Source organism: Thauera sp. WH-1 (assembly GCF_047806685.1).
Taxonomy (GTDB): Bacteria; Pseudomonadota; Gammaproteobacteria; order Burkholderiales; family Rhodocyclaceae; genus Thauera.
Map to the genome: position 1 here is coordinate 1 of NZ_JBLQGP010000014.1, position 26,384 is coordinate 26,384.

Genomic DNA, 26,384 nt, shown 5'->3' on the forward strand with positions numbered 1-26,384 from the left:
AAGTCCACATGGGCGGCAGCTTGACGACCTGCATGCTGACGTCGCGCTTGAGAATGTCATCAGGCGGCTCCGGGTCGGCAGAACTCGGCGACGAACGGCTGGTTCCGAGAAGTGAAAAATCAACGACCGCTTTTCGGGGATGAACTCGAAGAGATGTCAGTCGCATTCCGACCCACAAGAGACGTCCAGCACCTCAATGGCCCGAAGACAGCTTTCCGAGTGAAGCTGTCACCCCGAAAGGCAGCGTTGCGGAGCTGTGAACCTAAATCCGGCAGTTACCCCCCTTTGTTTGCTGCCTGATCATGCAAACGTGGTGAGGTAACTGCCGGATTTAGGCTGATTGGACAGCGGCGGAACGCCCATCGCGTGCGTGGGTGGTACGTTCGGCTTGTCGTGGCTGTGATCAGCCGGGTTGTGACCGTGCTGGTGGGGGCTGCCCTCGTCCTCGAAGTCATCATCGCTATGACCATGATCGTTTTGATCCGTGGCCGCCCCAGTATGCGCGTGTGTAGTCGCACGCAAGGGTGCGCGCGACAGGGATGTTGCGCTCGAGAATGCGAACAGGGCATGCGAGAGCATCAGCAGCCCAACCAACACTCTCGCCAGCGCGCGAGCGATCCTTTTCGAGAAGATAGAGGTGGCCAGAAGAAAGGTCATGTCGGGTCGGGTTCAGGCAGGCAGGCAGGCAGGGAGCCTTTCGCGATCCGTGGCCGGTTTATACAGGAGTCGGATTCAATACGGCAATTCGGCAACACTCGGAAACGAGCGCGGGCAAAAGGGTGTTTCGGCACCTAGCGCCAGGTGGATGGATCGCCTGGTTCGGATGCCCCTCAGTGCAGCTTCACCTGCGGTTCCGTGCGCCGCGTCAGCGTGCGCGCGAAGGTGATCCAGGATCACCTTGGCCCAGCCGTGCAGGGCGAGCTCGTGCATCTTGTAAAGCGAGGTATACATCGGCTTGGCGTACCAGCCTGCGATGAACAGGTCGCCGCGCACCAGGCCGCCCATCATGTTGCCGACGGTGCTGAACTTGCCGAGCGAGACGAGCGAGCCGAGATCGCGGTAGTGGTAGTCCTGCAGCGGCTTGCCGTCGAGGCGGCGGCGGATCTGCTTGAACAGGTGCGAGGCTTGCTGGTGGGCCACCTGGGCGCGTGGCGGGACGAAGCCGTTCTTCTCCGGCCAGGGGCAGGCGGCGCAGTCGCCGATGGCGAAGATGTCTGCATCGAGGGTCGTCTGCAAGGTCTGGCGCACCAGCAACTGGTTGAGGCGATTGGTCTCCAGGCCGTCGAGGCGGGTGAGGAATTCCGCGGCCTTGACGCCGGCCGCCCACACGGTCAGCTCTGCCGGCAGTACCGAGCCGTCGGCCAGGCGCACGCCGTCGGCCAGCACTTCGGCGACCTTGGCGCCGGTATGCACTTCGACGCCGAGCTTGCGCAGCAGGCGCTCGGTCGAGCGTGACAGGCGCTCGGGCAGGGCGGGCAGTACGCGCGGGCCAGCCTCGATCAGCACCACCTTGATGTCGCGCTTGGCGTCGACGCGATCGAGGCCGTAGGCCACGACCTGGCGCATCGTGTGGTGCAGCTCGGCCGACAGCTCGACCCCGGTGGCGCCGGCGCCGATGATCGCCACCTTGAGCTGTTCCGGGCGCAGTTGCGTCTGCTGCGCCTGTGCGCGCACGCAGGCATGCACCATGCGTGTATGAAAACGGCGCGCGTCGGCCGCGGTCTCGAGCTTGAGCGCGTGCTCCCGCACTCCGGGGGTGCCGAAGTCGTTGCTCTGGCTGCCCACGGCGATGACCAGCGTGTCGTAGGGGAAGGAGCGCGCCGGCGTCAGTTCGCCGCCCTTGCGGTCGGTGAAGGGGGCGACGTGGACTTCGCGCGTGATGCGGTCGATGCCGGTCATCTCGCCGATGCGAAAGCGAAAGCCATGCCGGTGGGCATGCGCGAGGTAGCCGACCTCGTGGTCGCCAAAGTCCATGCTGCCGGCGGCGATCTCATGCAGCTTGGGCTTCCAGACGTGGCTGTGCTTGCGCTCGATGAGGGTGATCTCGGCCTTGCCACGACGGCCGAGCGTGTCGCCCAGGCGGGTGGCGAGCTCGAATCCGCCCGCACCACCACCGACGATGACGATGCGGTGCGGGGTGCTGGTGGTGCTTTGATTCATCCGTTCATCATCCTGTGGGCGGGTGCAGGCGCAGTGAGGGAGCCGGCGCTCACATCCCTTGGTAGATCGGCCCTTCGCCGCCCTGCGGGACCACCCAGTTGATGTTCTGGGTCGGGTCCTTGATGTCGCAGGTCTTGCAGTGCACGCAGTTCTGCGCGTTGATCTGCAGGCGTGGGCCGGCTTCGGCCTGAACGATCTCGTACACCCCGGCCGGGCAGTACCGCTGCTCGGGGGCGTCGTATTTCGCCAGGTTGATCGCGATCGGCACCGAGGCGTCTTTGAGCTGCAGATGGCAGGGCTGCTCTTCCTCGTGGTTGGTGTTGGACAGGAACACCGACGAGAGGCGATCGAAGGTGAGCACGCCGTCCGGCTTCGGATAATTGATCTTCCCGCACGCGGCCGCCGGCTTGAGCTGGTCGTGGTCCGAGGTGTTGTGCAGCGTCCACGGCACCTTGCCCTTGAACAGCACCTGGTCGATGCCGAACAGCAGCGAGCCGACCCACAAACCCTTCTTCATGTAGGGCTTGAAGTTGCGCGTCTTGTGCAGCTCGGCGTGCAGCCAGGAGGCCTGGAAGGCGGCCGGATAGGCCTCGAGCGTGTCGCGCTGGCGCTCTGCGGCCAAGGCCTCGAACGCGGCTTCGGCGGCGAGCATGCCGGACTTGATCGCGGCGTGGCTGCCCTTGATGCGCGCGGCGTTGAGGAAGCCGGCGTCGTCACCGATAAGGCCGCCGCCCGGGAACACCAGCCTGGGCAGGCTCTGCAGGCCGCCGGCGGCGATCGCGCGGGCGCCGTACTGCAGGCGCTTGCCGCCTTCCAGGTACTTGCGGATCTCGGGGTGGGTCTTGTAGCGCTGCATCTCCTCGAAGGGCGACAGATGCGGGTTGGCGTAGTTGAGCCCGACCACGAAGCCCACCGCCACCAGGTTGTCCTCGAGGTGATAGACGAAGCCGCCGCCATAGGTGGCCTTGTCCATCGGCCAGCCGGCGGTGTGCACCACCAAGCCCGGCTGATGCTGCTGGGGCTTCACCTCCCACAGCTCCTTGATGCCGATGCCGTAGGTCTGGGGGTCGGCGCCGTCGCGCAGATTGAACTTCGCCTCGAGCTGCTTGCCGAGGTGGCCACGACAGCCCTCGGCGAACAGCGTGTATTTGGCGTGCAGCTCCATGCCCGGCTGGTGGTGCGGGCCGGGTGTGCCGTCACGATTGAGCCCCATGTCGCCGGTGGCGACGCCCTTCACCGCGCCCGCCTCGTCGAACAGGATTTCGGCACCGGCAAAGCCCGGATAGACCTCCACGCCCAGCGCCTCGGCCTGCTCGCCGAGCCACTTCACGACGTTGCCCAGGCGCACGATGTAGTTGCCGTGGTTAACGAAGCAGTCGGGCAGCAGGCCGTTGGGGGCCTGGCGGGCGCCGGTCTCGGAGAGGAACAGCACGCGGTCCTCGGTGACCGCGGTGTTGAGCGGTGCGCCGCGTTCCTTCCAGTCGGGGAAGAGTTCGGTCAGCGCCTGCGGGTCCATGACGGCCCCCGACAGGATGTGGGCGCCGATCTCGGCGGCCTTCTCGATCAGGCAGACCGAGAGTTCCTGGCCCTTCTCGGCGGCCAGTTGCTTGAGCTTGATCGCCGCCGACAGCCCCGCAGGGCCGCCGCCGACGATCAGCACATCGAATTCCATCGATTCGCGCATGGTTCGATACTCCTTTGGCAGGGTCCTGACCTGGGCGATCATGACCCGCAATACGAGGTCAACAAAACGGCTCGGGAAGCAGTGCGTTCCCGAGCCGGAACGGTTCGAGCGCTCAGCGGGCAGGAAGACGAGATCTGTCGAACCCGCTGGAAGCGAGAACGCGGCGTCCGATCAGGCAAGGATGGATGTCAGCTCCGGCACCACCTGGAACAGATCGCCCACGAGACCATAGTCGGCCACCTGGAAGATCGGCGCTTCCGGATCCTTGTTGATCGCCACGATCACCTTGGAATCCTTCATGCCCGCAAGATGCTGGATCGCGCCCGAGATGCCGACCGCGATGTAGAGCTGCGGGGCGACGATCTTGCCGGTCTGGCCGACCTGGTAGTCGTTGGGCACGTAGCCCGCATCGACCGCGGCGCGGCTGGCGCCGAGCGCGGCACCGAGCTTGTCGGCGAGCGGCTCGAGCAACTGGTGGTAGGCGTCGCCGCTGCCCAGGCCGCGGCCGCCGGAGACGATGATCTTGGCGGCACCGAGTTCGGGACGCGCGCTCTTGACGATCTCGCGGCTCACGAGCGCGGTCACGCCCAGGTCGGCAGCGGCGGCGACCGCCTCGATGGCGGCGGCGTTACCGTCGGCGGCCGCGACGTCGAAGGCCGTGGTGCGCACGGTGATGACCTTGACCGCATCGGCGCTCTTCACGGTGGCGAGCGCGTTGCCGGCGTAGATCGGGCGCACGAAGGTGTCCGCGGCCTCGACCGCGACGATGTCGCTGATCTGCGCCACGTCGAGCAGCGCGGCGACGCGCGGCAGCATGTTCTTGCCAGCCGGGGTCGCCGGGGCGAGCACGTGGCTATAGCCGGCGGCCAGGCCCTTCACCAGCTCGGCCACGTTCTCGGCGGTCTGGGCTTCGTAATGAGCAGCGTCGCACACCAGCACCTTGGCCACACCGGCCACCTTGGCGGCGGCTTCGGCCACACCGGCGCAGCCGGCACCGGCCACCAGCATGTGCACATCGCCACCGAGCCTGGCAGCGGCGGCCACGGTGTTCAGCGTCGAGGCCTTCAGCGATTGATTGTCGTGTTCAGCAATAACGAGAATGGCCATGTTCAGATCACCTTCGCAACGTTCTTGAGTTTGTCGACCAGTTGGGCCACGTCGGCCACGCGCTCGCCGGCGCTGCGCTTGGGCGGCTCGGACACTTTCAGGGTCGCCAGGCGCGGGGCCACATCGACGCCCAGATCGGCCGGCTTGACGGTGTCGAGCGGCTTCTTCTTGGCCTTCATGATGTTGGGCAGCGTGGCGTAGCGCGGCTCGTTCAGGCGCAGGTCGGTGGTGATCACCGCCGGCAGGCCCACCGACAGGGTCTCGAGGCCGCCGTCGATCTCGCGCGTGACCTGCGCCTTGCCATCGGCCAGCGCCACCTTCGAGGCGAAGGTCGCCTGCGGCCAGCCGGCCAGCGCGGCCAGCATCTGGCCGGTCTGGTTGGCGTCGTCGTCGATCGCCTGCTTGCCGCAGATCACCAGGTTCGGCTGTTCCTTGTCGCACACGGCCTTGAGCAGCTTGGCCACGGCCAGCGGCTGCAGCTCGACGTCGGTCTCGACCAGGATGGCGCGGTCGGCACCGATCGCCAGCGCCGCACGCAGCGTCTCCTGGCAGGCGCCCACGCCGCAACTCACGGCCACGACTTCGGTGATCACGTCGGCTTCCTTCAGCCGCACGGCCTCTTCCACCGCGATCTCGTCGAAGGGGTTCATCGACATCTTGACGTTCGCCAGATCGACGCCGCTGCCATCGGCCTTGACGCGAACCTTGACGTTGTAATCCACAACGCGTTTGACTGGGACCAGAATCTTCATGAGTCATCCTCCTTGTTATTGGCGCCGACTGGCGCCTCTATGGCGTGTTGTTTCGCCATGCATGCGATGCCCACGGAGTCGAGTTGCTCGATCCCGTGCCCCGCGTTCGTCGTTTGCAAACCTGCCGGCACCGGCTGCATCGGACCCGGCAGCCGCCCCCTTCCCAAGCTGTGCGGCTTGCAATCGGAAGGGGTTGAGCGAGCTGCCGGATGTCCCGGTCTTCAGAAGGTCGCGCCAACGGCGAGGGCGAAGAAATCCCGATCCTTCGCGAAGTTGTACCGACCGCCCCAGATCGGCGTCCAGGATGCCTCGACGAAGAACCGTTTGTTCACGTCCGCCTGCAACGCAACGATCGCCAGACGCCGGCCCTCGATGAACAGCGAGTCGTAGGACCAGCCCTTCACGTCATGGCCAAAGGTGATGGACGGCTTGAGATCCACACCATCGAAGACGTTGCCATATATGGAAGACGCCCTCAGGCGGTAGCCCCAGGACAGCGCCGAGGCGTAGCCGTCGTTGCTGCACTGCGCAGCCGACGCGCCAGGCAAGCACACGCCGTTGACCGGACCCTGCCCGTAGAGATCGGAGCGAACGTAGCGCCGCTCGCTCACGTCCGGCAGGTCGTGGATGTACTTGACGCCGACTTCGCCCGCCAGGGTGAAGTCGCCGCCCAGCACCTTGCCGAACGGCTTGGACGCACCGGCGCTGAACTGGCTCATCTTGAGGCGGTCGTAGCCGTGATAGACGCCGCCCGCCGGCGTCGCCGCCGCATCGGCCCGGAGCAGGCTCGGGGCGGTGTTCGACACGAATGCCGAGAGCAAATCCCCGGTCGCCAGTTGGATGGTCTGGTTGGGACGGTAGGCATATTCGGCGAAGACCCTGGTCTGGTCAGGCAGACGCGTCTTGAAGTTCAGCCCCCAGACCTTCACGTCTTCCGGATATTCAACGAAGTACTGGACATTCTCGCCGTTGGGGTCGCCCGGAATGAACGGGGGGACCCCTGACGACTTGATCACGCTGACCGCGAGCCGGCGGCTGTGATAGTTGGCGAAATAGGCGCCGAACTGCCCCAGGTTCTCGGCAAGATAGGTCACGCCGACGCCATATTGGCCGCCGTCCGAAGGATCCCCGTCCGCCCCGCGCTTGACGACCAGCCCAAGATCCTCGGCTTGTGCATCGCTGACCGTCACAGGCGCGACGAACACCTGGTTGCAGCCCGCAGTCGCGTAGTCGACAAAGGCACCGAAGGTGCCGCAGCCCGGCAGTTCATTGGGTCGGAAGCCGAACTGGTAGAACGCCTCGACATTGGTGTTCTTGTTCAGGCTCAGCCTGGCGAAGGCCGCCGGAATCGGAATCCGGGTCTCCTCGGGAACCGCGCCGGCGCGCAGGCGCGCGGGATTGTCGATGGGGTTGATCTGCTCCAGACCGCCCAGAATCGTACCCGGGGAGCCCCAGTCGATGGTCTGATAGCCGATCCGGGTGAACAGGGATTTGCCGTCCAGGTCGAAGCTGCCGTAGACGTTGGCCCTCAAGTCGGCCCCCGAGAATCGTCCGAGACGACTGAAGCCCGTGTCGCTGAGGGGTTTGTCGGGCGCGTAGCCGTTGGCCACATTGCCGTGCGGGACGCTGTCATCTTCCAGGGCGAAGTCGTGCCAGGCCTTGAGGCGCACGAACATCCCCAGGTTCCTGTACTTCAGGTCGGCATCGAGCACGGCCTTGAGCACGGTCGAGGTCTGGTCGCCACGCCCGTAGTTCACTTGACCGTCGTCATTGTTGGTGCCGCCCCTTGCCGTCCCGTTGACGCCCACTGCAACGCCGTTGCCGTTCGGAACCAGCTCGGGATCACGGTGATCCGCACGGAGGATGGTGCCGTAGGTCATCGTCCCCTTGGTTTGTACCGTCACCTCGCCGAACTGGAATTCCTTCGGCTTCGCGACGCCGGGCCCTCCGGCGGTCAGCTCGGCCCCCTGTACCGTACCCATGAGGCACGTATGTGCAAGCACGGCCGTCCCCAGGATGCGAATCGACGATGCGCGCCACTGGCCGCAAACGCCGCTTGCGGTCGTCGTGCTCGCCCGCGCCGCCCCTTGCGCAACGGCACTTGTCGCTCGCGCAGCAGGGACTCGATCAGCAGGGGGATAGGCATGGCACCTGGTTCGATCGGGGGCCTTGTCGATGAAAGTGTCCTTCACGTCTTGCTCCTTTGGTCGATATCGCCTGAATTGGCGGTGTTGTTCTGCGGTTTTCTTGTACTGCGAGCGTCGATTCGACAGCCCGCGCGCCCCCGTTCAGGGGCATGGGGATGGGGATGGGGTTGGGGTTGGGGTTGGGGTTGGGGTTGGGGTTTCCGGGATCCGCCGCGCAGAAAAAGACCCCATCCGGCACACGCGCCGGATGGGTAAATCGCCAACAGAGGGAGAAAGGGAGCTCCGCTGGTTGAAACCGGCCCGTTACCTCGCGGGCGGGCTCTGTCTCATTCGAACAGCACGTCGCCAAAGCCGCGGATTGCTGCGTCGCCCGCCATCGCCACCTTGCTCCAGGCCCCGGCCTGCGCCAGCAGTTGGTCCGCGTAGAAGCCGGCAGTGGCGATCTTGCTGCGATAGAACCGCTGGTCGCCGGCTTCGCTGTCCAGGTGGTTGGCCGCAGCCAAGGCCGCCTTGCCCATCATCCAGCCGCCGCAGACGAGGACGGCAAGGTTGAGGTAGGGAAGGGCCGCGGTCAGCACGGCCGAAACGTCCGACCTGACATTGCCCAGTACCCACTCCGTGGCGTCGAACCAGGCCTGCTTCGCGCCCAGCAGTTGCGCGCCGATGGCACGCAGTTCGGGCCGGCCGGAGGCCAGCAGCGCGTCGGCCGTGCCCTGCACCTCGGAGAAGACGACTTTGACGGTGGCGCCCTGGTCGCGCATCAGCTTGCGGAAGATCAGGTCGTTGGCCTGGATGCCGGTGGTGCCTTCGTAGATCGTCGTGATGCGCGAATCGCGCCAGTGCTGCGCGGCGCCGGTCTCCTCGATGAAGCCCATGCCGCCGTGCACCTGGATGCCGAGCGAAGTGACCTCGACCGCCATCTCCGTGCCACCGCCCTTGACCACGGGAATCAGCAGTTCGGCCAGGAACAGGTCGCGCTTCTTCTGCTCCGGGTCGGTGCCGGCGTGCGCACGGTCGAGCAGCCCGGCGGTGAAGTAGGTGACGGCGCGGCAGGCTTCGACGCGCGACTTCATCAGCATCAGCATGCGGCGCACGTCCGGATGCTTGTCGATCGTGACCAGCGCTTCGCCGGTCACGGCGTCCCGCCCCTGCTTGCGTTCACGGGCGTAGCCGAGCGCCTGCTGGTAGGCGCGCTCGCCGAGGGCGACCCCCTGCAGGCCGACGCCCATGCGGGCTTCGTTCATCATGATGAACATGTACTCGAGGCCGCGGTTCGCCTCGCCCAGCAGATAGCCGACGGCGCCGCCCTTGTCACCGAAGGCCATGACGCAGGTCGGGCTGGCGTGGATGCCGAGCTTGTGCTCGATCGACACGCAGTAGGCATCGTTGCGCTCGCCGAGCGAACCGTCGGCATTGGCCAGGAACTTCGGCACCAGGAAGAGCGAGATGCCCTTCACGCCCGCCGGGGCGTCCGGCAGGCGGGCGAGAACGAGATGGACGATGTTGTCCGTCATGTCGTGGTCGCCATAGGTGATGAAGATCTTCTGGCCGAAGACGCGGTAGCTGCCGTCAGCCTGCGGCTCGGCGCGGCTGCGGATCAGGGCCAGATCGGAACCCGCATTCGGCTCCGTCAGGTTCATCGTGCCGGTCCATTCTCCGGAGATCATCTTCTCCAGGTAGATGGCCTTGAGTTCGTCGCTGGCGCAGGTCAGCAGCGCAGCCACGGCGCCACCGGTCAGCAGCGGACCGAGCGAGAAGGACAGGTTGGCGGACGAGGCCATCTCCTTGACCGCGATGCCGATGGCTTCCGGCAGGCCCTGCCCGCCGTACGCCGTCGGCGAGGCCAGGCCGTTCCAGCCGGCGTCGCAGAAGGCCTTGTAGGCTTCCTTCCATCCGTCGGCGGTGACGACGCCGTCAGGCCCGAGCTTGCAGCCCTGCGTGTCGCCGATCCAGTTGAGCGGGGCCAGCACGCCGCTGGCGAACTTGGCCGCCTCCTCGAGGATGGCGTCCGCCATGTCGGGCGTGGCTTCTTCGTAGCCGGGAAGCGCGGCGATGGCGTCGAGACCGACGATCTCGTCCATCACGAAGCGCATGTCCTTCACGGGGGCGATGTAATCACTCATGGTGTTCTCTCTTTCGATCTGTTCGTTCAGATGCTTTCGAAGATGCCGGCGGCACCCATGCCCGTGCCGATGCACATGCTGACCATCCCGTACTTGCCGCCGGTACGGCGCATGCCGTGCAGCAGCGTCGCCGTGCGGATGGCGCCGGTGGCACCGAGCGGGTGGCCGAGCGCGATCGCGCCGCCCAGCGGGTTGATCTTCGACGGGTCGAGGTCGAGCTCCTTGACTACGGCGAGCGCCTGCGCTGCAAAGGCTTCGTTCAGCTCGATCCAGTCCAGGTCTTCCTTGCGGATGCCGGCTTGCTGCAGCACCTTGGGGATCGCGACGATCGGACCGACGCCCATAATCTCCGGCGCCACCCCGCCGACGGCAAAGCCGGCAAAGCGGGCGAGCGGGGTCAGGTTGTGTTCCTTCAGGACCTTCTCCGAGACCAGCATCACGGCGCCGGCGCCATCGGACATCTGCGAGGCGTTGCCCGCGGTGACCGAGCCCCTGGCGTGGAAGACCGGGCGCAGCCTGGCGAGCTTCTCGACGGAGATGTCCGGGCGTGCGCCCTCGTCGTCGGTCGGCGTGCGGTCGCGCTGGCGGATTTCGCCGCTGGCCAGATCGGGCTTGTAGTCACGCACGGTGAAGGGCGAGGTCTCGGCCTTGAAATGCCCGGCAGCGATCGCGGCGCAGGCCTTGCGGTGGGACGCCTCGGCAAAGGCATCCTGCGCCTCGCGGCCGATGCCCCACTGCTGCGCCACCTTCTCGGCGGTCAGGCCCATGCCGTAGGCAATGCCGATGTTTTCATCGGAGAACCAGGCGGGGTTGGCCGCCACCTTGTTGCCCATGATGTTGGACATCGCGGTCATCGACTCCGTACCGGCGGCGATCATCACGTCGGCCAGGCCGAGACGGATCTGATTGGCGGCGTCGGCGACGGCCTGCAGTCCGGAGGAGCAGAAGCGGTTGATGGTGATGCCCGGGACGGTATTCGGCAGACCGGCGAGCAGCGCACCGATGCGGGCCACGTTCATGCCCTGCTCGGCTTCGGGGATGGCGCAGCCGACGATGACGTCGCCGATGCGGGTCGGGTCGACGCCGGGCGCCTGCGCGACCACGGCGCGGATGGCGTGGGCCAGCATGTCGTCCGGCCGCGCATTCCTGAACATGCCGTTGCGCTTGCCCACCGGCAGGCGGGTTGCGGCGACGATGTAGGCTTCCTGAATCTGTTTGCTCATTATGGTGTTCTCCTGGGCCGGATCAGTTGCGGAGCGGCTTGCCGGTCTCGAGCATGTGCTGGATCCGGGCCTGGGTTTGGGGGTTCTTCAGCAGCTCGACGAACAGGCGGCGCTCGACCGTGAGCAGCCAGGCCTCATCGACCAGACTGCCGCTATCGACTTCACCACCGCACAGCGCAACCGCCGCGGCACGGGCGACCTGGTAGTCGTACGCGGAGATCATGCCGCCGTCACGCATGTTGACCAGCGTCATCTCCAGGGTCGCGATGCCGCCGCGCCCGGCCACCGGCACGGCACGCGCCGTGGCGGGGGGCGCATAGCCGGATTCGGCCAGCGCACGGGCTTCGCGGATCGCCACGTAGAGCAGCTCGTCGGGATGGAACAGCACGGTATCGGTCGCGCGGGCGAAGCCGTAGCCCACCGCCTCCGCGGCGCTCTTCGAGACCTTGGCCGTGGCGATGTTCATGAACACCGGTTGCAGGAAGGCCATCAGCTCGGCCGGGGTCGCGGTCCGCCCCGCCCATTCCGCCGCCTGCAGCGCGAACTCCTTGCAGCCGCCGCCGGCCGGGATCAGGCCGACGCCCGCTTCGACCAGGCCCATGTAGCTCTCCAGCGCCACCACGCGGCGCGTTGCCTGCATGGCGAACTCGCAGCCGCCGCCCAGCGCCATGCCCTGCACCGCCGCCACCACCGGCACCGCCGCATACTTCAGCGCCTGACCGGCCTGCTGGAAGGCGGCGACATAGCGGTCGAGCTGCGCAAAATCGCCGGCCGCGCACCCCTCGGCCACCTGGGCCAGGTTGGCGCCGACGGCGAACGGCGGCTGGTGCCAGATGACCAGGCCGGACAGGCTCTGCTCGGCCTGGCGCACCGCTGCCACCACCCCATCGACCACTTCGCTGCCGATGGCGTGCATCTTGGACTTGAAGGAGAGGATGCCGATGCCGGCGTCGACCGCCGGCAAACGCCACAGACGGACACCGTCGTTCTCGAACAGGGTCTCGCCGGACTGCTCGGGCGCCAACGAACCGTCGCCGAGGACGGCTTCCTGGAAGAGCTGGCGCTGGTACACCGGCAGCGCGGAACGCGGCACATAGGCCTTACGGCGCGGCGACCACGAGCCCTGCGGCGTGTGCACACCCTCACGATCTTCCAGCACCCAGGCGGGCAGCGGCGTATCGCTCATCGTCTCGCCGGCGGCGATGTCGGCGGCGATCGCCCGGGCGATGTCCGCCCAGCCGGCGGATTGCCAGATCTCGAACGGCCCCTGCGTCCAACCAAAACCCCAGCGCATCGCGAGATCCAGATCGCGGGCATTGTCGGCGATGGATTCGAGCTGCACGGCGGCATAGTGGAAAACGTCGCGGAAGATCGCCCACAGGAACTTCGCCTGCGGGTCCTTCGAGGCACGCAGTGCGGCGAAGCGGCTGGCCGGGTTCCTGTCCTTGAGGATGCCCGCCACCTCGGCGCTGAGTTCGCCGCTCGAGGGGCGGAAATCCTGCAGGCCAAGGTCCAGCACGTGGACTTCCTTGCCGACCTTGCGGTAGATGCCGCCCTTGGTCTTCTGACCCAGAGCCCCCTGCGCGATAAGCTGTTCCAGCCAGGCCGGCACCTTGAAATGCGCATGCCATGGATCGTCGGGCAGCGTGCCGTGCATGTTGCGCACGACGTGGGCCAGCGTATCCAGGCCGACGACGTCCGCGGTGCGGTAGGTGGCGCTCTTCGGGCGGCCGATCTTCGGCCCGGTCAGGGCGTCGACCACATCGAAACCAAGCTCGAAGCGCTGGGTGTGATGCATCACCGCCAGGATCGAGAGCACGCCGATACGGTTGGCGACGAAGTTGGGCGTGTCGAGGGCGCGGATCACACCCTTGCCGAGGCGCGAGGTCAGCCAGGTCTCGAGCGCATCGAGCGTGCCCGCATCGGTCGTGCGGGTGGCGATGATCTCGACCAGGCGCATGTAGCGCGGCGGGTTGAAGAAGTGGATGCCGCAGAAGCGCGGACGAACATCGGCCGGCAGCGCCTGCGACAGCGCGTCGATCGACAGTCCGGAGGTGTTGGAGGCGATGATGGCATTGGCCGAAATGTGCGGCACGATCTTGCCGTACAGGTCGTTCTTCCAGTCCATGCGCTCGGCGATCGCCTCGATGATCAGCTCGCAGCCGGCCAACTCGGCCAGATGCTCATCGTAGTTGGCGGCCGAGATCAGCTTCAGCGCCGCCTTGTTCGCCAGCGGCGCCGGTTCGAGCTTCTTCAGCCCGTCGATGGCCTTCCTGACGATGCCGTTCTTGTCGCCTTCCTTCGCGGGCAGGTCGAAGAGGACGACCGGCACGCCGGCATTGGCGAGATGCGCCGCGATCTGCGCACCCATGACCCCGGCGCCGAGTACGGCGGCTTTCTTGATATGCAGTCTGTTCACGCGATTGACTCCTGGTTTGCGATGGCCGTCAGGCCAGATGTTCGCGAATGGCTTTCTTGTTGATCTTGCCGACGCTGGTGCGCGCCAGCTCCTCGACGAATCGGATCTCGTCGGGCACCGCGTAGCGCGAGATGTGGCCCGCCTCGGCCGATTTCGCGACGGTGGCCTTGATCTCGTCGGCCGTGGCCGTCTGCCCCGGCTTGAGGACGACCATCGCCAGCGGACGCTCGCCCCACTTGTCGTCCTTCACCCCGATGACCGCGACCTCGCTGACCGCCGGGTGCTGGGAGATGATGTTTTCGAGCTCGAGCGAGGACACCCACTCGCCGCCGGTCTTGATCACGTCCTTCAGACGGTCGGTCACCTGCAGGCAGCCGGCCGGGTCGATGGTCCCGATGTCGCCGGTATGGAGGTAGCCGCCGGCCCACAGCTCGTCCGATGCGGACGGGTTGTGCAGGTAGCCCATGGTCAGCCACGGCGCGCGGACGACGATCTCGCCGGTGCTCTTGCCGTCACGGGGGGCGTCGAGGAGGTCGCCGTCGACGGTGTGGAGATCGACCAGCGGCACCGGATAGCCGGTGCGGATGCGCTGGTCGGCCTGGCCGTCCAGATCCTCGGCCGGGAGGTCGCCGGGCACTCGGGCGATGGTCAGGATCGGGCAGGTTTCCGACATGCCGTAACCGGCGAAGACGTCGATACCGCGCTCCAGCGCCGCGGCGGCGAGCCCTTTGGGCAGCGCCGAACCGCCGATGATGACCTTCCAGCCCTTGAGATCGACCGCCTTCGCCTCGGCGTTGGTCAGCAGCATCTGCAGGATGGTCGGCACGCAGTGCGAGAAGGTGACCTTCTCGTCCTGGATGTAGCGGGCCAGGGTCTCGGGCGCATAGCGGCCGGGATAGACCTGCTTGAGGCCGAGCAGCGTCGCGATGTAGGGCACGCCCCACGCGTGGACGTGGAACATCGGGGTGATCGGCATGTACACGTCGCCGCGGTGCAGGCGGCCGTGGTCCTCTGCGGTACCCAGATGGGTGGCGACCGCCAGCGTGTGCAGCACCAGTTGGCGGTGGCTGAAATAGACGCCCTTCGGCAGCCCGGTCGTACCGGTCGTGTAGAAGGTCGTCGCCCGCGTGTTCTCGTCGAAGTCGGGGAAGTCGTACTCGCTCGACGCCTTCGCCAGCAAGGCCTCGTACTCGCCGACAAAGGGAATCTGCCACATCGCCATGTCGCTGCCGGTATCGGAGATCAGCACGAAGCGCTTCACCGTCTCCAGTTGGCCCTTGATGCCCGCCAGCACCGGGATGAAATCGGCGTTGACCAGGACGATGTCGGCACCGGCGTGATTCAGCGTGTACAGGATCTGCTCGGGCGACAGGCGCACATTCACCGTCTGCAGCACCGCACCCATCATCGGCACGGCGAAGAAGCATTCGAGATAGCGGTGGCTGTCCCAGTCCATCACCGCGACGGTATCGCCCGGGCCGACCCCGGCATCGCGCAGCGAATTGGCCAGGCGACGGATCCGGGCGGCCAGGTCGCGGTAGGTCTGGCGGTGGCTGTCGCGGTAGACGATCTCCTGATCGGCGGCAGTCGCCAGCGGTGTATGCAGGAGTTGCTTGATCAGCAGCGGGTAGGCGTAAGCCGAAGCTGCGGCTTGGATGGATTCGGTGGGCATGAGCGAGGTCTCCGGAAAGTCTTCTCTTTTCTTGCGCGCCGGCTTGGGCCAACCAACACCTTCCGCCATGCGCTCTGCGCCTGAGTCCGGTTTCCCGCATCGACAGAGAACTGCTGGCGCGGCCGGACGATCTGGCAATCCAATCCACTTATGCGCGGATTGCGGGAGCAATTCTAAGAACGAGCGCATCCGATGCCGATTGCGACTTGCGCCGAAACACTTGCATAATCGGCCATTCTCGCGATGCGAAGCACCGCACCATGGCCCCGACCGACATCACTGCCGGCACGATCCCGATGTCCTTCGTGCTGAACCTGTTGAACGGCACGCCGCTCGATCCGGCGGGGCAGGCGGACGCGCTGGCGCGGGCGGGTATCGCTCCGGTCCTCCTTGGCGCGGAAACGGCCAGGGTGACCACCGAGCAGTTCGCCACCCTCTACCGGCAACTGGCCAGCCAACTGGATGACGAACTGCCGGGGATGTTTTCGCGGCCCGTGCGCTCGGGCTCGTTGAAGTTTCTCTGCCTCAGCCTGCTCGACTCGGCGACGCTGCAGACCGCCCTGTTCCGACTCAGCCGCTTCTTCCACCTGCTGCTGGATGACTTCCGCATCGAACTTGCTCGCGAAGGCAGCCTCATCCGGATGGCCCTGATTCCGCGGACGCCGCAGGCCGCGGCGAATACCTTCGGACAGGAGATCTTGCTCAAGCTGATCCACGGCGTGGCGTCCTGGCTCACCGGGCACCGCATGACCCTGGCGCGTGTCGATTGCAGTTATCGGCGCCCGAGCCACGCGTCGGAATACGGTTTTCTCTACCCCGGCCCGGTGTTTTTCGAGCAGGCGGTTTCAGCCCTCTACTTCGAGGCCGCCCAGTTGGCCACGCCGATCCGCCAGGACCGGCGCTCGCTCGCCCGGTTCCTGGCCCGGGCCCCCGGCGACTGGCTGTTCGTCGCCTTCGAGCAGCACCCGACCCGGCAGAAGGTCCGCGAGCACTTGCGCCCACGCCTCGGCCTCCCGATTAGCGCCGGTCAGACCGCCAGCGCGCTGCACCTGTCCCTGCGCACGCTGACCCGCCGGCTGGCCGCGGAGGGCACCACCTTCCAGGCGATCAAGGATGAACTCCGCCGGGACGCGACGATTCAGTTGCTGACGAAGACCAATACCCCGATCGCCGTCATTGGCCAGGAAATGGGCTTCGAGGACCCCAACGCCTTTCATCGCGCGTTCCGGAAATGGACCGGCAGCACCCCGGGCGCCTACCGCCCCAAGTGAGGCTCACCAGTAGGTCACCGAGGGCCCGACCCATGCCTTGCAGGTGGCCGGTCGCGTTAGAGCGCGCTATCGTTCGCCCGCAGCACCCGCTGGGCACGGCGTCGATGGAAGCGTTGCGGGTGCTTTCGCGCGGATCGGGAGAGGGGCATTGCACTCAATTGTGATTGCGCGCACGACCCGTGAGCGCGGCGCGCATTACGGGCTGGGCGTGAAGGAGAAGGTCTGAACCAGCACGACTCGCTCCTGTGTGCCGACATCGACCCTCGAGGCCCGCCGACGCTGTGCGTACTGCGCGGGCCGCGCGCGGTCTGAACTCGATGCCGCCACCCTTACGGATTCTTGATTAGCAACGATGTTCAGCCAGGCACCCCAACAGGTCTATACTGTACAAAGATACAGCTTTTCCGCTGAGAGGTGTGCCATGCCGATGAACCGAATCCAGTTTCAACCCGGACTGTCCATGCCCTAGTTTCTCAAGCGCTACGGAACCGAGCCATCCTGCGAGGCGGCTTTGGAGCAGGCACGCTGGCCGGCGGGGTTTCGGTGTCCGCGCTGTGGGGGCGTTACTTACAGCCGGGTACGCGGGCGAACCCACGCGCTGTTCGAGTGCCAGGCGTGTCGACATCAAACGTCGCTGATCGCCGGCACCGTGATGCAGGGCACCAGACTGCCACTGACGACTTGGTTCCTCGCGATCTACCTGATCAGCCAGGCCAAGACCGGACTGTCGGCGCTCGCACTCAAGCGCCACCTCGGGGTGAGCTATCCGACCGCTTGGCTCATCCACCACAAGTTGATGCAGGCGATGGCCGACCGTAAGACGCGTTACGTTCTGGATGGCCAGGTTCAGGTCGATGATGCCTATTTGGGCGGCGAGCGCACCGGTGGCAAAGTCGGTCGGGGCTCGGAGAACAAGGTCCCGTTCGTCGCCGCCGCCTCCCTCAGTGACGAGGGCCACCCCCTGCGCGTCAAACTCACTCCTGTCTCGGGTTTCAACCTGGTCGCAATCGGCCAGTGGGCCAAAACACATCTGGCCCCGGGCAGCACTGTGTTCCCCGATGGACTGGCCTGTTTCGGCGCGGTGAGCAGTGCAGGTTGTGCGCATCAGCCGACCGTTGTCGGCAAGCGCAAGCCGAAGGACTTGCCCGAGTTCCAGTGGATCAACACCGTACTCGGTAACCTCAAGACCAGTTTGAGCGGCAGTTACCATGCGTTCGACTTCCGCAAATATGCTACGCGATACTTGGCCGCGTTCACCTATCGATTCAACCGCCGATTCGATCTGCGCACGCTTCACACGCGACTGCTCGTGGCTGCCGCCACCTGTGTGCCGCAGCCTCAGCGGGTGATTCGGGCGGCTGAGCATCATTGCTAATCAGGTACTGATTTGACTACGGTTCACCCAAGTGCTTCCGTGCGTGGATTCTGAGTTGATCGCGTCGATCGGATGGCCGGTTTCTGGGCAGAGCGGCCACCCGAACAGCCGCTCTGCCTGCGAGCTAAACGGCAGGTCGTGGCCGGCAGTGATAGGCCACCAACGGCAGCTTCGGAGCGTCAGGGCTTGCAAAACGAGAGGTTCGGCGAAGGACCGCTTTGGAGAAGGCTGCGTAGCAGCAACGGGCCGGCTGCAGTCCGCCTACCGCGGCAACTCAGGGGAGGCTTGCAAGCTGGAGCGTCCCGCCACGCAGAATTCGATCGGCAACGAGTCCAGACCCGACCCCGAGGTTTCTGCCTGCACTACCGTGCTTGCGCTGGACCTGTCCTGCCGCGTCTGGATTTCAACGGCGTTTGCCATGTGGGAGCGCTTGTCGCCTTCGCGAGCGGTGCTGCCCATGCTATGGATCTGGACGCTGACGAACGCCGTGACTTATCGTGGCGGTGCCCTGCGACGGAAGGCGCTGCGCTGCTTCGCCGCGCACGGGCGACACGGACTGGAGCGCGTTCGATGAGACCCATCTGGCGTAGGCTTTCCGCCTGCCTGACGGCGATGCTTGGCGGGTGCGCATCGGCAGGGAGCTCGCCGGATCCCGAGGTCAGCGTTTGCGGCTGGCCCAAGGAAGCCTTCGTCTTCATGATCTGGAGCCGCTTCGCCGGCAAGCCCGATCCCGGTCGGGCAGCGGCCGTTGCCAACGCCGAGGCGACCACCTACCGCACCCGCGACGGACGCGTGCTGCGCGGCTACAAGCTCAGCAGCACCGCGCCCGACGGCGCTACCGCCGGCACCTTGCTGGTCGCGCAGGGCAACGCCATGCTCGCGGACCAGTTGCTCACGAGCCTGGCCGGTTTCGCCGCGGCGGGGCTCGACGTCTACATCTTCGACTACCGCGGCTATGGCGCCTCGGAGGGCCGGCGGCGGCTGCAGGCGATCGTCGGTGACTACCGCGAAATGGCCGACGCACTCGTCGCGCCGACCGGCGGCAGGCGCCTGCTGTACGGCATCTCGTTCGGCGGCGTGGTCATGCTCAACGTGATCGGCGCCGGCGCCGGATACGACCGTGCCGTGATCGATTCCGCACCCAGCCGCGTCTCTGGTCTCGGCTGCCCGAAGCAGTACGATCCGGTGGTCAACCTGCCCGACGATGCCTCGCGCATGCTGCTGATCGCCGGCGAACGGGACACCGTGGTGCCGGTGGGCGATTCGGCCGAAATGCTCGAGCGCGCGGCGACGCAGGGCGCACGCACCGAGGTGCGCGCCGACTATGCTCATCCGTTCATGGACCGCGACAGCGATACGCGCCGGACCCGACTCGAACTGATCCGGGACTTCCTGCTCGATTAGCGCCGGACTTTCCGCTGCGGGTGTCGACCGAGCGCCCGCACCGACGTCGTGGTAACGCCGACGACGGCCGGCTCTTGTGGTCGGGGTAGGTCGTTGTTGCACGGACGTCAACTTTGGGGCTGGCAATGATGCGATTCGCATCATGACGGCAGCTGTCCGCAAATGCGGGTGCGCGGTCCTTGCATTCGCCATGACGCGGGCAACCGGGGAGCTGCTGCGGGCGCTCGATCTCGTGCGCGGGGGGATTCAGAGATGATCGAGCCGCGCCAGCCAATGGGCCGCTTGCGCCAGCGTAGCGGCGCGCTCGGCTTCGTCCATCTTGGTCCATGCCTTGTAGGGCATCGCCATGCGCGGGTTGCGCGCGAAGCGCGCCTCGTGGCGCAGCAGGAAGTCCCAGTACAGGCTGTTGAAGGGGCAGGCGGGTCGGCCGCTGGCGCCGTGGCGGCGCTTGGCGTCGTAGGTGCAGGCCTTGCAGTAGTCCGACTGCTTGCCGATGTAGCTCGCCGCGCCGGCGTAGGGCTTGCTGGCGATCACGCCGCCGTCGGCGAACTGGCTCATGCCGCGGGTGTTGGGCATCTCCACCCACTCGAAGGCGTCGGCGTAGATGCCGAGGTACCAGGCGTCGACTTCGTCCGGGTCGCAGCCGGCGAGCAGGGCGAAGTTGCCGGTGATCATCAGGCGCTGGATGTGGTGGGCGTAGGCGGTGTCGAGCGATTGCGAAACCGCGTGGCGCAGGCAGGCCATCTTCGTTTCGCCGCTCCAGTACCAAGCCGGCAGTGGACGGTGGGCGTCGAGCGCGTTGCCCTGCGCGTAGCCCGGCATGCGCGCCCAGTACACGCCGCGCACGAACTCGCGCCAGCCCAGGATCTGGCGCACAAAGCCCTCGCAGCTCGCCAGCTCCACCTTGCCCGCCTGCCAAGCAGCCACCGCAGCGTCCATGACTTCGCGCGGATGCAGCAGCTTGACGTTGAGGGCGAACGACAGCCCGGAGTGGAACAGCGTCGTCGAGCGCGTGCTCATCGCGTCCTGGTAGGGGCCGAACCCGGGCAGGGCATGCTCGACGAAGTGCGCCAGGCCGGCGCGCGCCTCGCGCCGGGTCAGCGGCCAGCGCACGCGCCCGGCGTGCGGTGCGCCGATCGTCTGCACGCCGGCAGCAAGGATCTCGCCCCACAGCGCCGTCAGGTCATGGCCTGCCCAGGGCCATTCCGGCGCGGGCGGATCGCCCAGCCATTTCTCGCGGTTCTGCGCGTCGAAATTCCACACCCCGCCCACCGGGCCGTCCTCGGCGTCGAGCAGGATGCGGTGGCAGCGGCGCATGTCGCGGTAGAAGAACTCCATGCGCGGCACCTTGGCGGCGAAGCGCCGGGCGAGTTCGGCACGCTCGGCTAGGAAGTGCTCGCTGCCAACCACCTCATGCGGCAGGGCAAGCGCTTGCGCGGCCTCGTCCAGCAGCCGTTCCATCCGCCATTCGTCGGCCTCCATGCGCTCGAAGCGGGTTGCGCCGCATTCGCCTACTACCAAGGCGAGGTTGGCAGCGAAGGCCTGGCGGTTGTCGGCATCGCCGATCTTCAGGTAGCGCACGCGGTGCCCGGCGGCCTGCAATGCGGCGGCGAAGGCGCGCATCGCGGCGAAGATCGCCAGCACCTTCTGCGCGTGGTGGCGCACGGTGTCGGTCTCGCTGCGCACCTCCATCATCACGTGCAGCACGTCTGCACGCGGGCTGCGAAACCAGGAGTGGGCGGCGTTGAGCTGGTCGCCGAGGATGAGGCGGAGGGTGGTCATGGGCCAGCGCGGGAGCGTTGAGGTGCGGCAGTGGGGGGCGAAGTGGGCGAGCTCCCGGCCCCGGTTGAGCATCGTGAAACGGATGTTTTCTGCGATGGGTGACGAGCTACATGGTTCCCGGCGGCGGGCGGCCTCTGGCGTCGTCTGTCCTCCCGCTTCGTACGCAAATCTTGTCGCTATCATCCCCTTTTTGGGGACTATAATCCCCGTCATGGGGATCACAGACAGCGCCACAGCCCTCGGCAATGCCCTCTTTTCCGGCCTGCAACAGCGCTTGCTCAGCCTGTTGTTCGGTCAGCCGGCGCGCTCGTTCTATGGGAACGAGTTGCTGCGACTCACCGCAAGCGGGCGTGGTGCACTACAGCGCGAGCTCGAAAAACTCGTGTCGAGCGGACTGGTCACGGTGACCCAGATCGGCAACCAGAAGCATTATCAGGCCAACCCGGAGGCGCCCATCTTCCAGGAGTTGCGCAGCATTGTGGTCAAGACCTTCGGCCTCGCTGACGTGCTCAAGGGCGCGCTCGAAGGTTTCGCCGAGCAGATCCGGGTCGCGTTCATATACGGTTCGGTCGCCAAGGGAAGCGACACGGCGTCGAGCGACGTCGACCTTTTTCTGGTTTCGGATGAGCTTGGCTATACCGATCTTTACGAGGTGCTGGTGGCGGTCGAAGCCCAGCTAGGGCGCAGGGTGAACCCGACGCTCTATACCTCGGCCGATCTCGCCTCAAAACTTCAGGAAGGTAATAGTTTCGTGCTGCGCGTGCTCGAGCAAGCAAAGATATTTCTGATTGGAGACGGCGGTGACCTCCCCACTCGATAACCTCGCCCGCATCAGCAAGGGAGGCCTCAAGGCCGAACCGCCCAGTCGCAGCGAGATCGAGGGGCTGCTGCGGTCGGCGCGTCGTCGTCTCGCAGATGCACGCACCCCGAGCTTGAGCGTCGAGAGCGTGTTCGACCTCACCTACAACGCCGCGCATGCGTATGCATTGGCGGCGCTGCGCTGGCATGGTTATCGATCCGACAACCGCTACCTCGTGTTTCAGGCCCTGCCGCATACATTGGGCTTTCCCGCCGCGAAGTGGCGCGTACTCGATCTTTGTCACAACAAGCGCAACCTCGCCGAGTATGAGGGGTATTTCGACGTCGATCCCCGCCTGGTGGCCGATCTTCTGGCAATTGCCGGAGAACTGGAACTCGCCGTCGACAAGCTTGTGGGAAAGGGCTCAGCGCCATGAGAACCATCGGCCTCCTCGGCGGCACGGAATCCAGTATCGCGGTCAGCGTCCGGTATCTTGACCGCACTCCGGGAGCTGAGCTCTCCGCCGAGCGCTACTTGCTCACTTCTCCCACCGCATGCGACACCACCGCCTCGCTCAGTTCCGGCGCACACAGCTCGATGAAGCGGTAGGCAAAGCCGCGCAGGTAGTGACCGCGCCGTACCGCGATGCGGGTGACGTTGCCGGCGAACAGGGCGTCGCTGTCGAGCATGCGCAGCCCCGGGTCGCGCTCCGGGCTGAAGGCCATCGAGGCCAGGATGCCGACGCCAAGGCCGAGCTCGACATAGGTCTTGATGACATCGGCGTCGAGCGCCGACATCACCACCGCCGGCTTCAGCCCGGCGGCGGCGAAGGTCTTGTCGATGCGGGTGCGGCCGGTGAAGCCCTCGTGATAGGTGATGACCGGATGCTGGGCGATGGCCTCGAGCGTCAGCGGCTGCACCGCCTCAAGAGGGTGGCCGGCGGGCACCACCACCGCATGCTGCCAGCCGTAGTAGGGGAAGGAGGCCAGCTCGGGCACGTCGGCCAGCGCCTCGGTGGCGACGCCGATGTCGGCCTCGCCGTCGAGCAGCATCTGCACGATCTCGGCCGGGCTGCCCTGGTGCAGTTTCAGGTGCACCTTCGGGAAGGCCTGCTTGAACGCCGCCACCACCTTGGGCAGCGCGTAGCGCGCCTGGGTGTGGGTGGTGGCGACGGTGAGCTGGCCCTGGTCGGCGTTGCTGTACTGCTCGGCCAGGCGCTTGATGTTGGCGGCGTCGAGCAGCATGCGCTCGACCATCACCACCAGCTCCTTGCCGGGCTCGGTGAGGCCGAGCAGGCGCTTGCCCTTGCGCGTGAACAGCTCGACGCCAAGCTCGTCCTCCAGGTCCTTGATGTGCTTGGAGACGCCCGACTGCGAGGTGAACAAGGCGTTTGCCACCTCGGTCAGGTTGAACCCGCGCCTCACCGTCTCGCGGATGATGCGCAACTGCTGGAAGTTCATCGTGCGGCTCCCGCGGCGGCGGTGTGCTGTTGTTCGAAGACGCTGAGGCGCGATGGTAGCAGGCGCACGTGCTGGCCTTCCTGCAGGCCGAGCGCGGCAACCCGCTCGCGCGTGAGCTCGACCTCGAAGTGCTGGCCGGTGGCGCCGTTCACGCCGTCGAGCTCGATGCGGGCGGTCACGCCGAAGGCGAGGACGCGGCTGATGCGGGCGCCGATGCCCTGGCCTGCGCCGCTGCCAACCACGATCTCGAGTTCGTGCGGGCGGGCGAAGGCCACCACCTCGGCGCCCTGGTCGAGCGTGCCGACGCCATGCTGCAGATGCTCGTCGCCGACGCGCAGGCCCTCGCCTTCGACCCGGCCATGGAAGAAGTTCACCGACCCGAGGAAGCCATACACGAAGGGCGTCGCCGGGTTCCGGTACACGGCCTCCGGTGTGCCGACCTGTTCGACCCGGCCCTGGTTCATCAGCACCACGCGGTCGGCCACCTCCAGCGCTTCTTCCTGGTCGTGGGTGACGAAGATCGAGGTGATGTGCAGCTCGTCGTGCAGCTTGCGCAGCCAGCGCCGCAGCTCCTTGCGCACCTTGGCGTCGAGCGCGCCGAAGGGTTCGTCGAGCAGCAGCACGCGCGGCTCCACCGCCAGCGCACGGGCGAGCGCGATGCGCTGGCGCTGGCCGCCGGAGAGCTGCGACGGGAAGCGGTCGGCCAGCCAGTCGAGCTGCACCAGGTTCAGCAGATCGTGCACCTTGTCCTTGATCTGCTTCTCGGACGGGCGCTGGCCGCGCGGCTTCATGCGCATGCCGAAGGCCACGTTGTCGAACACCGTCATGTGGCGGAACAGCGCGTAATGCTGGAACACGAAGCCGACCTGGCGGTCGCGCACATGGGTGCCGGAGGCATCGTCGCCGTCGAGCAGCACCTGGCCGGCGTCGGCCGATTCGAGTCCGGCGATGATGCGCAGCAGCGTGGTCTTGCCGCAGCCCGAGGGGCCGAGCAGGGCGACGAGCTGGCCGGTGGGGAAGTCGAGCGAGATGTCGTCGAGGGCGACGAAGCTGCCGAAGCGCTTGTCGATGTTGCGTACCTGGATGCTCATGATGCGTCGTCCTGTGAAAGGCGGTGGGCTGCGGCGGCGCGATGCTCGACCCAGGTCTTGAGGGCGAGGGTCACCAGGGCCAGCAGGGCCAGCAGCGAGGCCACCGCAAAGGCGGCCGCGAACTGGTATTCGTTGTAGAGGATCTCGACATGCAGCGGCAGCGTGTTGGTGAGGCCGCGGATATGACCGGACACCACCGACACCGCGCCGAACTCGCCCATGGCGCGGGCGTTGGTCAGGATCACACCGTACAGCAGGCCCCACTTGATGCTGGGCAGGGTCACATGCCAGAAGGCCTGCAGGCCGTTGGCGCCGAGCACGATCGCCGCTTCCTCTTCCTCCTTGCCCTGCGCCTGCATCAGCGGGATGAGCTCGCGGGCGATGAAGGGGAAGGTCACGAACACGGTGGCGAGCACGATCCCCGGCACGGCGAAGATGACCTTGATGTCATGGTCGGACAGCCACGGGCCGAACCAGCCCTGAGCGCCGAACACGAGCACGTAGATCAGGCCGGCGATCACCGGCGACACCGAGAAGGGCAGGTCGATCAGGGTGATCAGGAAGTGCTTGCCGCGGAACTCGAACTTGGCGATCGCCCACGCCGCGCACACGCCGAACACCAGGTTCAGCGGCATGGCGATCGCCGCGGCCAGCAGCGTCAGGCGCAGGGCCGACAGCGCGTCCGGGTCGACCAGCGCGCTGACATAGGTCTCCCAGCCCTTGCGCAAGGCCTCGACGAAGACCGCGATCAGCGGCATCAGCAGGAAGATCGCGAAGAAGCTCAGCGCCGTGCCCAGGATCAGCCATTTCACCAAGGGCGTTTCGCGCGTTGCCGCGCGCGCCTCGAAGCGGGTCTGGCCGGCGTGGACGCCCGCGCCGATGCGAAGTGTGCTTGCGCCAGCCATGTCAGCGGTCCCTCCCGGTGCGTTTGGCGGTCCATGCCTGCAGGCCGTTGATGGCGAGCAGCAGGATGAAGGACAGGACCAGCATCACGGTGGCGATCGCCGTGGCGCCGGTGTAGTCGTACTGCTCGAGCTTGGTGATGATCATCAGCGGGGTGATCTCGGACACCATCGGGATGTTGCCGGCGATGAAGATGACCGAACCGTACTCGCCGACAGCACGCGCGAAGGCGAGCGCGAAGCCGGTCAGCAGCGCGGGAGACAGGATCGGCATGATCACGTGGCGGAAGGTCTGCCAGCGCTGCGCGCCAAGGCTGGCGGCGGCTTCTTCCAGTTCGGTGTCCAGGTCCTCGAGGATCGGCTGCACCGTGCGCACCACGAAGGGCAGGCCGATGAACACCAGCGCCACCAGTACGCCCAGCGGCTTGAACGCGACCTGGATGCCGAGCGGCTCGAGGAACTGGCCGAACCAGCCGTTCTTCGCGTACAGCGCGGTCAGCGCGATGCCGGCCACCGCGGTGGGCAGCGCGAAGGGCAGGTCAACCAGGGCGTCGATCAGCTTCTTGCCGGGGAAGGAATAGCGCACCAGCGCCCATGCCAGCATCAGGCCGAACACCGCGTTGATCGCCGCTGCCGCGAGCGACATGCCGAAGGACAGCTTGTAGGACGCCACCACCCGCGGCGCGGTGACGACGTGCCAGAACGCGGCGAAGCTCAGCTCGGCCGTCTTCAGGAATACCGCGGCGAGCGGGATCAGCACGAGCAGGGACAGGTAGGCCAGGGTGTAGCCGAGGGTCAGCTTGAAGCCCGGCAGCACGCGGAAGGGCGGGTCGGCAGATCTTGCGGGCTGGAAAGGCAGGGAGGGGGCGGCGGTGCGCATGATGGAGGCCTGTACTCGGGGATGCGATCGAGTTTAGGCGTCCGGGGTATGGCCGAAAAACAATAAAAACAGCGTTGCTTATGCGATTTTCTGCTAACGGGTCCCTACAATGGCGGCGCAATCAAGACGAGGG

Annotated in this window: 19 protein-coding genes and 1 pseudogene; 5 read left to right on the forward strand and 15 right to left on the reverse strand. The window is 66.4% G+C overall.

Features of this window, described 5'->3' with window-relative positions; translation table 11 throughout:
• Positions 1-300: 300 nt before the first annotated feature.
• The 10 genes from ACMV5O_RS14015 to ACMV5O_RS14060 all read right to left on the reverse strand — a co-directional run bounded on the left by ACMV5O_RS14015 (position 301) and on the right by ACMV5O_RS14060 (position 15,287).
• A complete protein-coding gene (locus tag ACMV5O_RS14015; protein ID WP_276659074.1) occupies positions 301-657 on the reverse strand; it encodes a hypothetical protein in 357 nt (118 codons plus the stop codon).
• A 75-nt stretch (positions 658-732) separates the two neighbouring features.
• Complete coding sequence (locus ACMV5O_RS14020; RefSeq protein ID WP_416164033.1) at positions 733-2,160, reverse strand: NAD(P)/FAD-dependent oxidoreductase; 1,428 nt, start codon at positions 2,158-2,160, stop codon at positions 733-735.
• Between the two features lie 49 nt (positions 2,161-2,209).
• Positions 2,210-3,844, reverse strand: coding sequence for an electron transfer flavoprotein-ubiquinone oxidoreductase (locus tag ACMV5O_RS14025; RefSeq protein WP_416164034.1), 1,635 nt, complete (start codon positions 3,842-3,844; stop codon positions 2,210-2,212).
• Between the two features lie 171 nt (positions 3,845-4,015).
• Positions 4,016-4,951, reverse strand: coding sequence for an electron transfer flavoprotein subunit alpha/FixB family protein (locus tag ACMV5O_RS14030; RefSeq protein WP_416164035.1), 936 nt, complete (start codon positions 4,949-4,951; stop codon positions 4,016-4,018).
• 2 nt (positions 4,952-4,953) lie between these two features.
• A complete protein-coding gene (locus ACMV5O_RS14035; protein ID WP_416164036.1) occupies positions 4,954-5,703 on the reverse strand; it encodes an electron transfer flavoprotein subunit beta/FixA family protein in 750 nt (249 codons plus the stop codon).
• A 221-nt stretch (positions 5,704-5,924) separates the two neighbouring features.
• Positions 5,925-7,895, reverse strand: a complete 1,971-nt coding sequence (locus tag ACMV5O_RS14040; protein WP_416164037.1) for a DUF1302 domain-containing protein — start codon at positions 7,893-7,895, stop codon at positions 5,925-5,927.
• A gap of 281 nt (positions 7,896-8,176) precedes the next feature.
• Complete coding sequence (locus tag ACMV5O_RS14045; RefSeq protein WP_416164038.1) at positions 8,177-9,973, reverse strand: acyl-CoA dehydrogenase; 1,797 nt, start codon at positions 9,971-9,973, stop codon at positions 8,177-8,179.
• A 26-nt stretch (positions 9,974-9,999) separates the two neighbouring features.
• Entirely contained in the window at positions 10,000-11,196 is a 1,197-nt protein-coding gene (locus ACMV5O_RS14050; RefSeq protein ID WP_374266738.1) for an acetyl-CoA C-acyltransferase, read from the reverse strand.
• A 22-nt stretch (positions 11,197-11,218) separates the two neighbouring features.
• Complete coding sequence (locus ACMV5O_RS14055) at positions 11,219-13,615, reverse strand: 3-hydroxyacyl-CoA dehydrogenase/enoyl-CoA hydratase family protein (RefSeq protein WP_273422479.1); 2,397 nt, start codon at positions 13,613-13,615, stop codon at positions 11,219-11,221.
• 28 nt (positions 13,616-13,643) lie between these two features.
• Entirely contained in the window at positions 13,644-15,287 is a 1,644-nt protein-coding gene (locus ACMV5O_RS14060; RefSeq protein WP_276659469.1) for a fatty acid--CoA ligase, read from the reverse strand.
• A gap of 260 nt (positions 15,288-15,547) precedes the next feature.
• Between ACMV5O_RS14060 and ACMV5O_RS14065 the strand changes: the two genes are divergently transcribed.
• From ACMV5O_RS14065 to ACMV5O_RS14075, 3 genes and pseudogenes are all read left to right on the forward strand, one after another.
• On the forward strand, positions 15,548-16,558 hold the full coding sequence (locus ACMV5O_RS14065) for an AraC family transcriptional regulator (protein ID WP_416164039.1): 1,011 nt from the start codon (positions 15,548-15,550) through the stop codon (positions 16,556-16,558).
• 421 nt (positions 16,559-16,979) lie between these two features.
• A pseudogene (locus ACMV5O_RS14070) lies at positions 16,980-17,933 on the forward strand (IS1595 family transposase).
• Between the two features lie 570 nt (positions 17,934-18,503).
• Positions 18,504-19,337 (forward strand): alpha/beta hydrolase, encoded by an 834-nt coding sequence (locus tag ACMV5O_RS14075; RefSeq protein ID WP_416164040.1) that lies wholly within the window; start codon positions 18,504-18,506, stop codon positions 19,335-19,337.
• Positions 19,338-19,583: 246 nt separating this feature from the next.
• On the opposite strand, the gene ACMV5O_RS14080 is transcribed toward ACMV5O_RS14075, so the two are convergent.
• Positions 19,584-21,119, reverse strand: a complete 1,536-nt coding sequence (locus ACMV5O_RS14080) for a cryptochrome/photolyase family protein (RefSeq protein ID WP_416164041.1) — start codon at positions 21,117-21,119, stop codon at positions 19,584-19,586.
• A gap of 211 nt (positions 21,120-21,330) precedes the next feature.
• Between ACMV5O_RS14080 and ACMV5O_RS14085 the strand changes: the two genes are divergently transcribed.
• Together ACMV5O_RS14085 and ACMV5O_RS14090 are read left to right on the forward strand one after the other, a co-directional pair.
• Positions 21,331-21,939, forward strand: coding sequence for a nucleotidyltransferase domain-containing protein (locus ACMV5O_RS14085; RefSeq protein WP_416164042.1), 609 nt, complete (start codon positions 21,331-21,333; stop codon positions 21,937-21,939).
• Positions 21,920-22,354, forward strand: coding sequence for a hypothetical protein (locus ACMV5O_RS14090; RefSeq protein WP_324540076.1), 435 nt, complete (start codon positions 21,920-21,922; stop codon positions 22,352-22,354). Before ACMV5O_RS14085 ends, ACMV5O_RS14090 begins: the two co-directional genes overlap by 20 nt.
• A gap of 94 nt (positions 22,355-22,448) precedes the next feature.
• Here ACMV5O_RS14090 and ACMV5O_RS14095 read toward each other — a convergent pair whose 3' ends face one another.
• The 4 genes from ACMV5O_RS14095 to cysT are packed head-to-tail and all read right to left on the reverse strand — an operon-like array spanning position 22,449 to position 26,251.
• Positions 22,449-23,378: a CysB family HTH-type transcriptional regulator gene (locus ACMV5O_RS14095; RefSeq protein ID WP_416164043.1), complete on the reverse strand. Its 930-nt coding sequence runs from the start codon at positions 23,376-23,378 to the stop codon at positions 22,449-22,451.
• Positions 23,375-24,469 (reverse strand): sulfate/molybdate ABC transporter ATP-binding protein, encoded by a 1,095-nt coding sequence (locus ACMV5O_RS14100; RefSeq protein WP_416164044.1) that lies wholly within the window; start codon positions 24,467-24,469, stop codon positions 23,375-23,377. Before ACMV5O_RS14100 ends, ACMV5O_RS14095 begins: the two co-directional genes overlap by 4 nt.
• Positions 24,466-25,374: a sulfate ABC transporter permease subunit CysW gene (gene cysW, locus ACMV5O_RS14105; RefSeq protein ID WP_416164045.1), complete on the reverse strand. Its 909-nt coding sequence runs from the start codon at positions 25,372-25,374 to the stop codon at positions 24,466-24,468. The genes ACMV5O_RS14100 and cysW overlap by 4 nt, the downstream gene beginning before the upstream one ends.
• A 1-nt stretch (position 25,375) precedes the next feature.
• A complete protein-coding gene (gene cysT, locus ACMV5O_RS14110) occupies positions 25,376-26,251 on the reverse strand; it encodes a sulfate ABC transporter permease subunit CysT (RefSeq protein WP_416164046.1) in 876 nt (291 codons plus the stop codon).
• Positions 26,252-26,384: the final 133 nt, after the last annotated feature.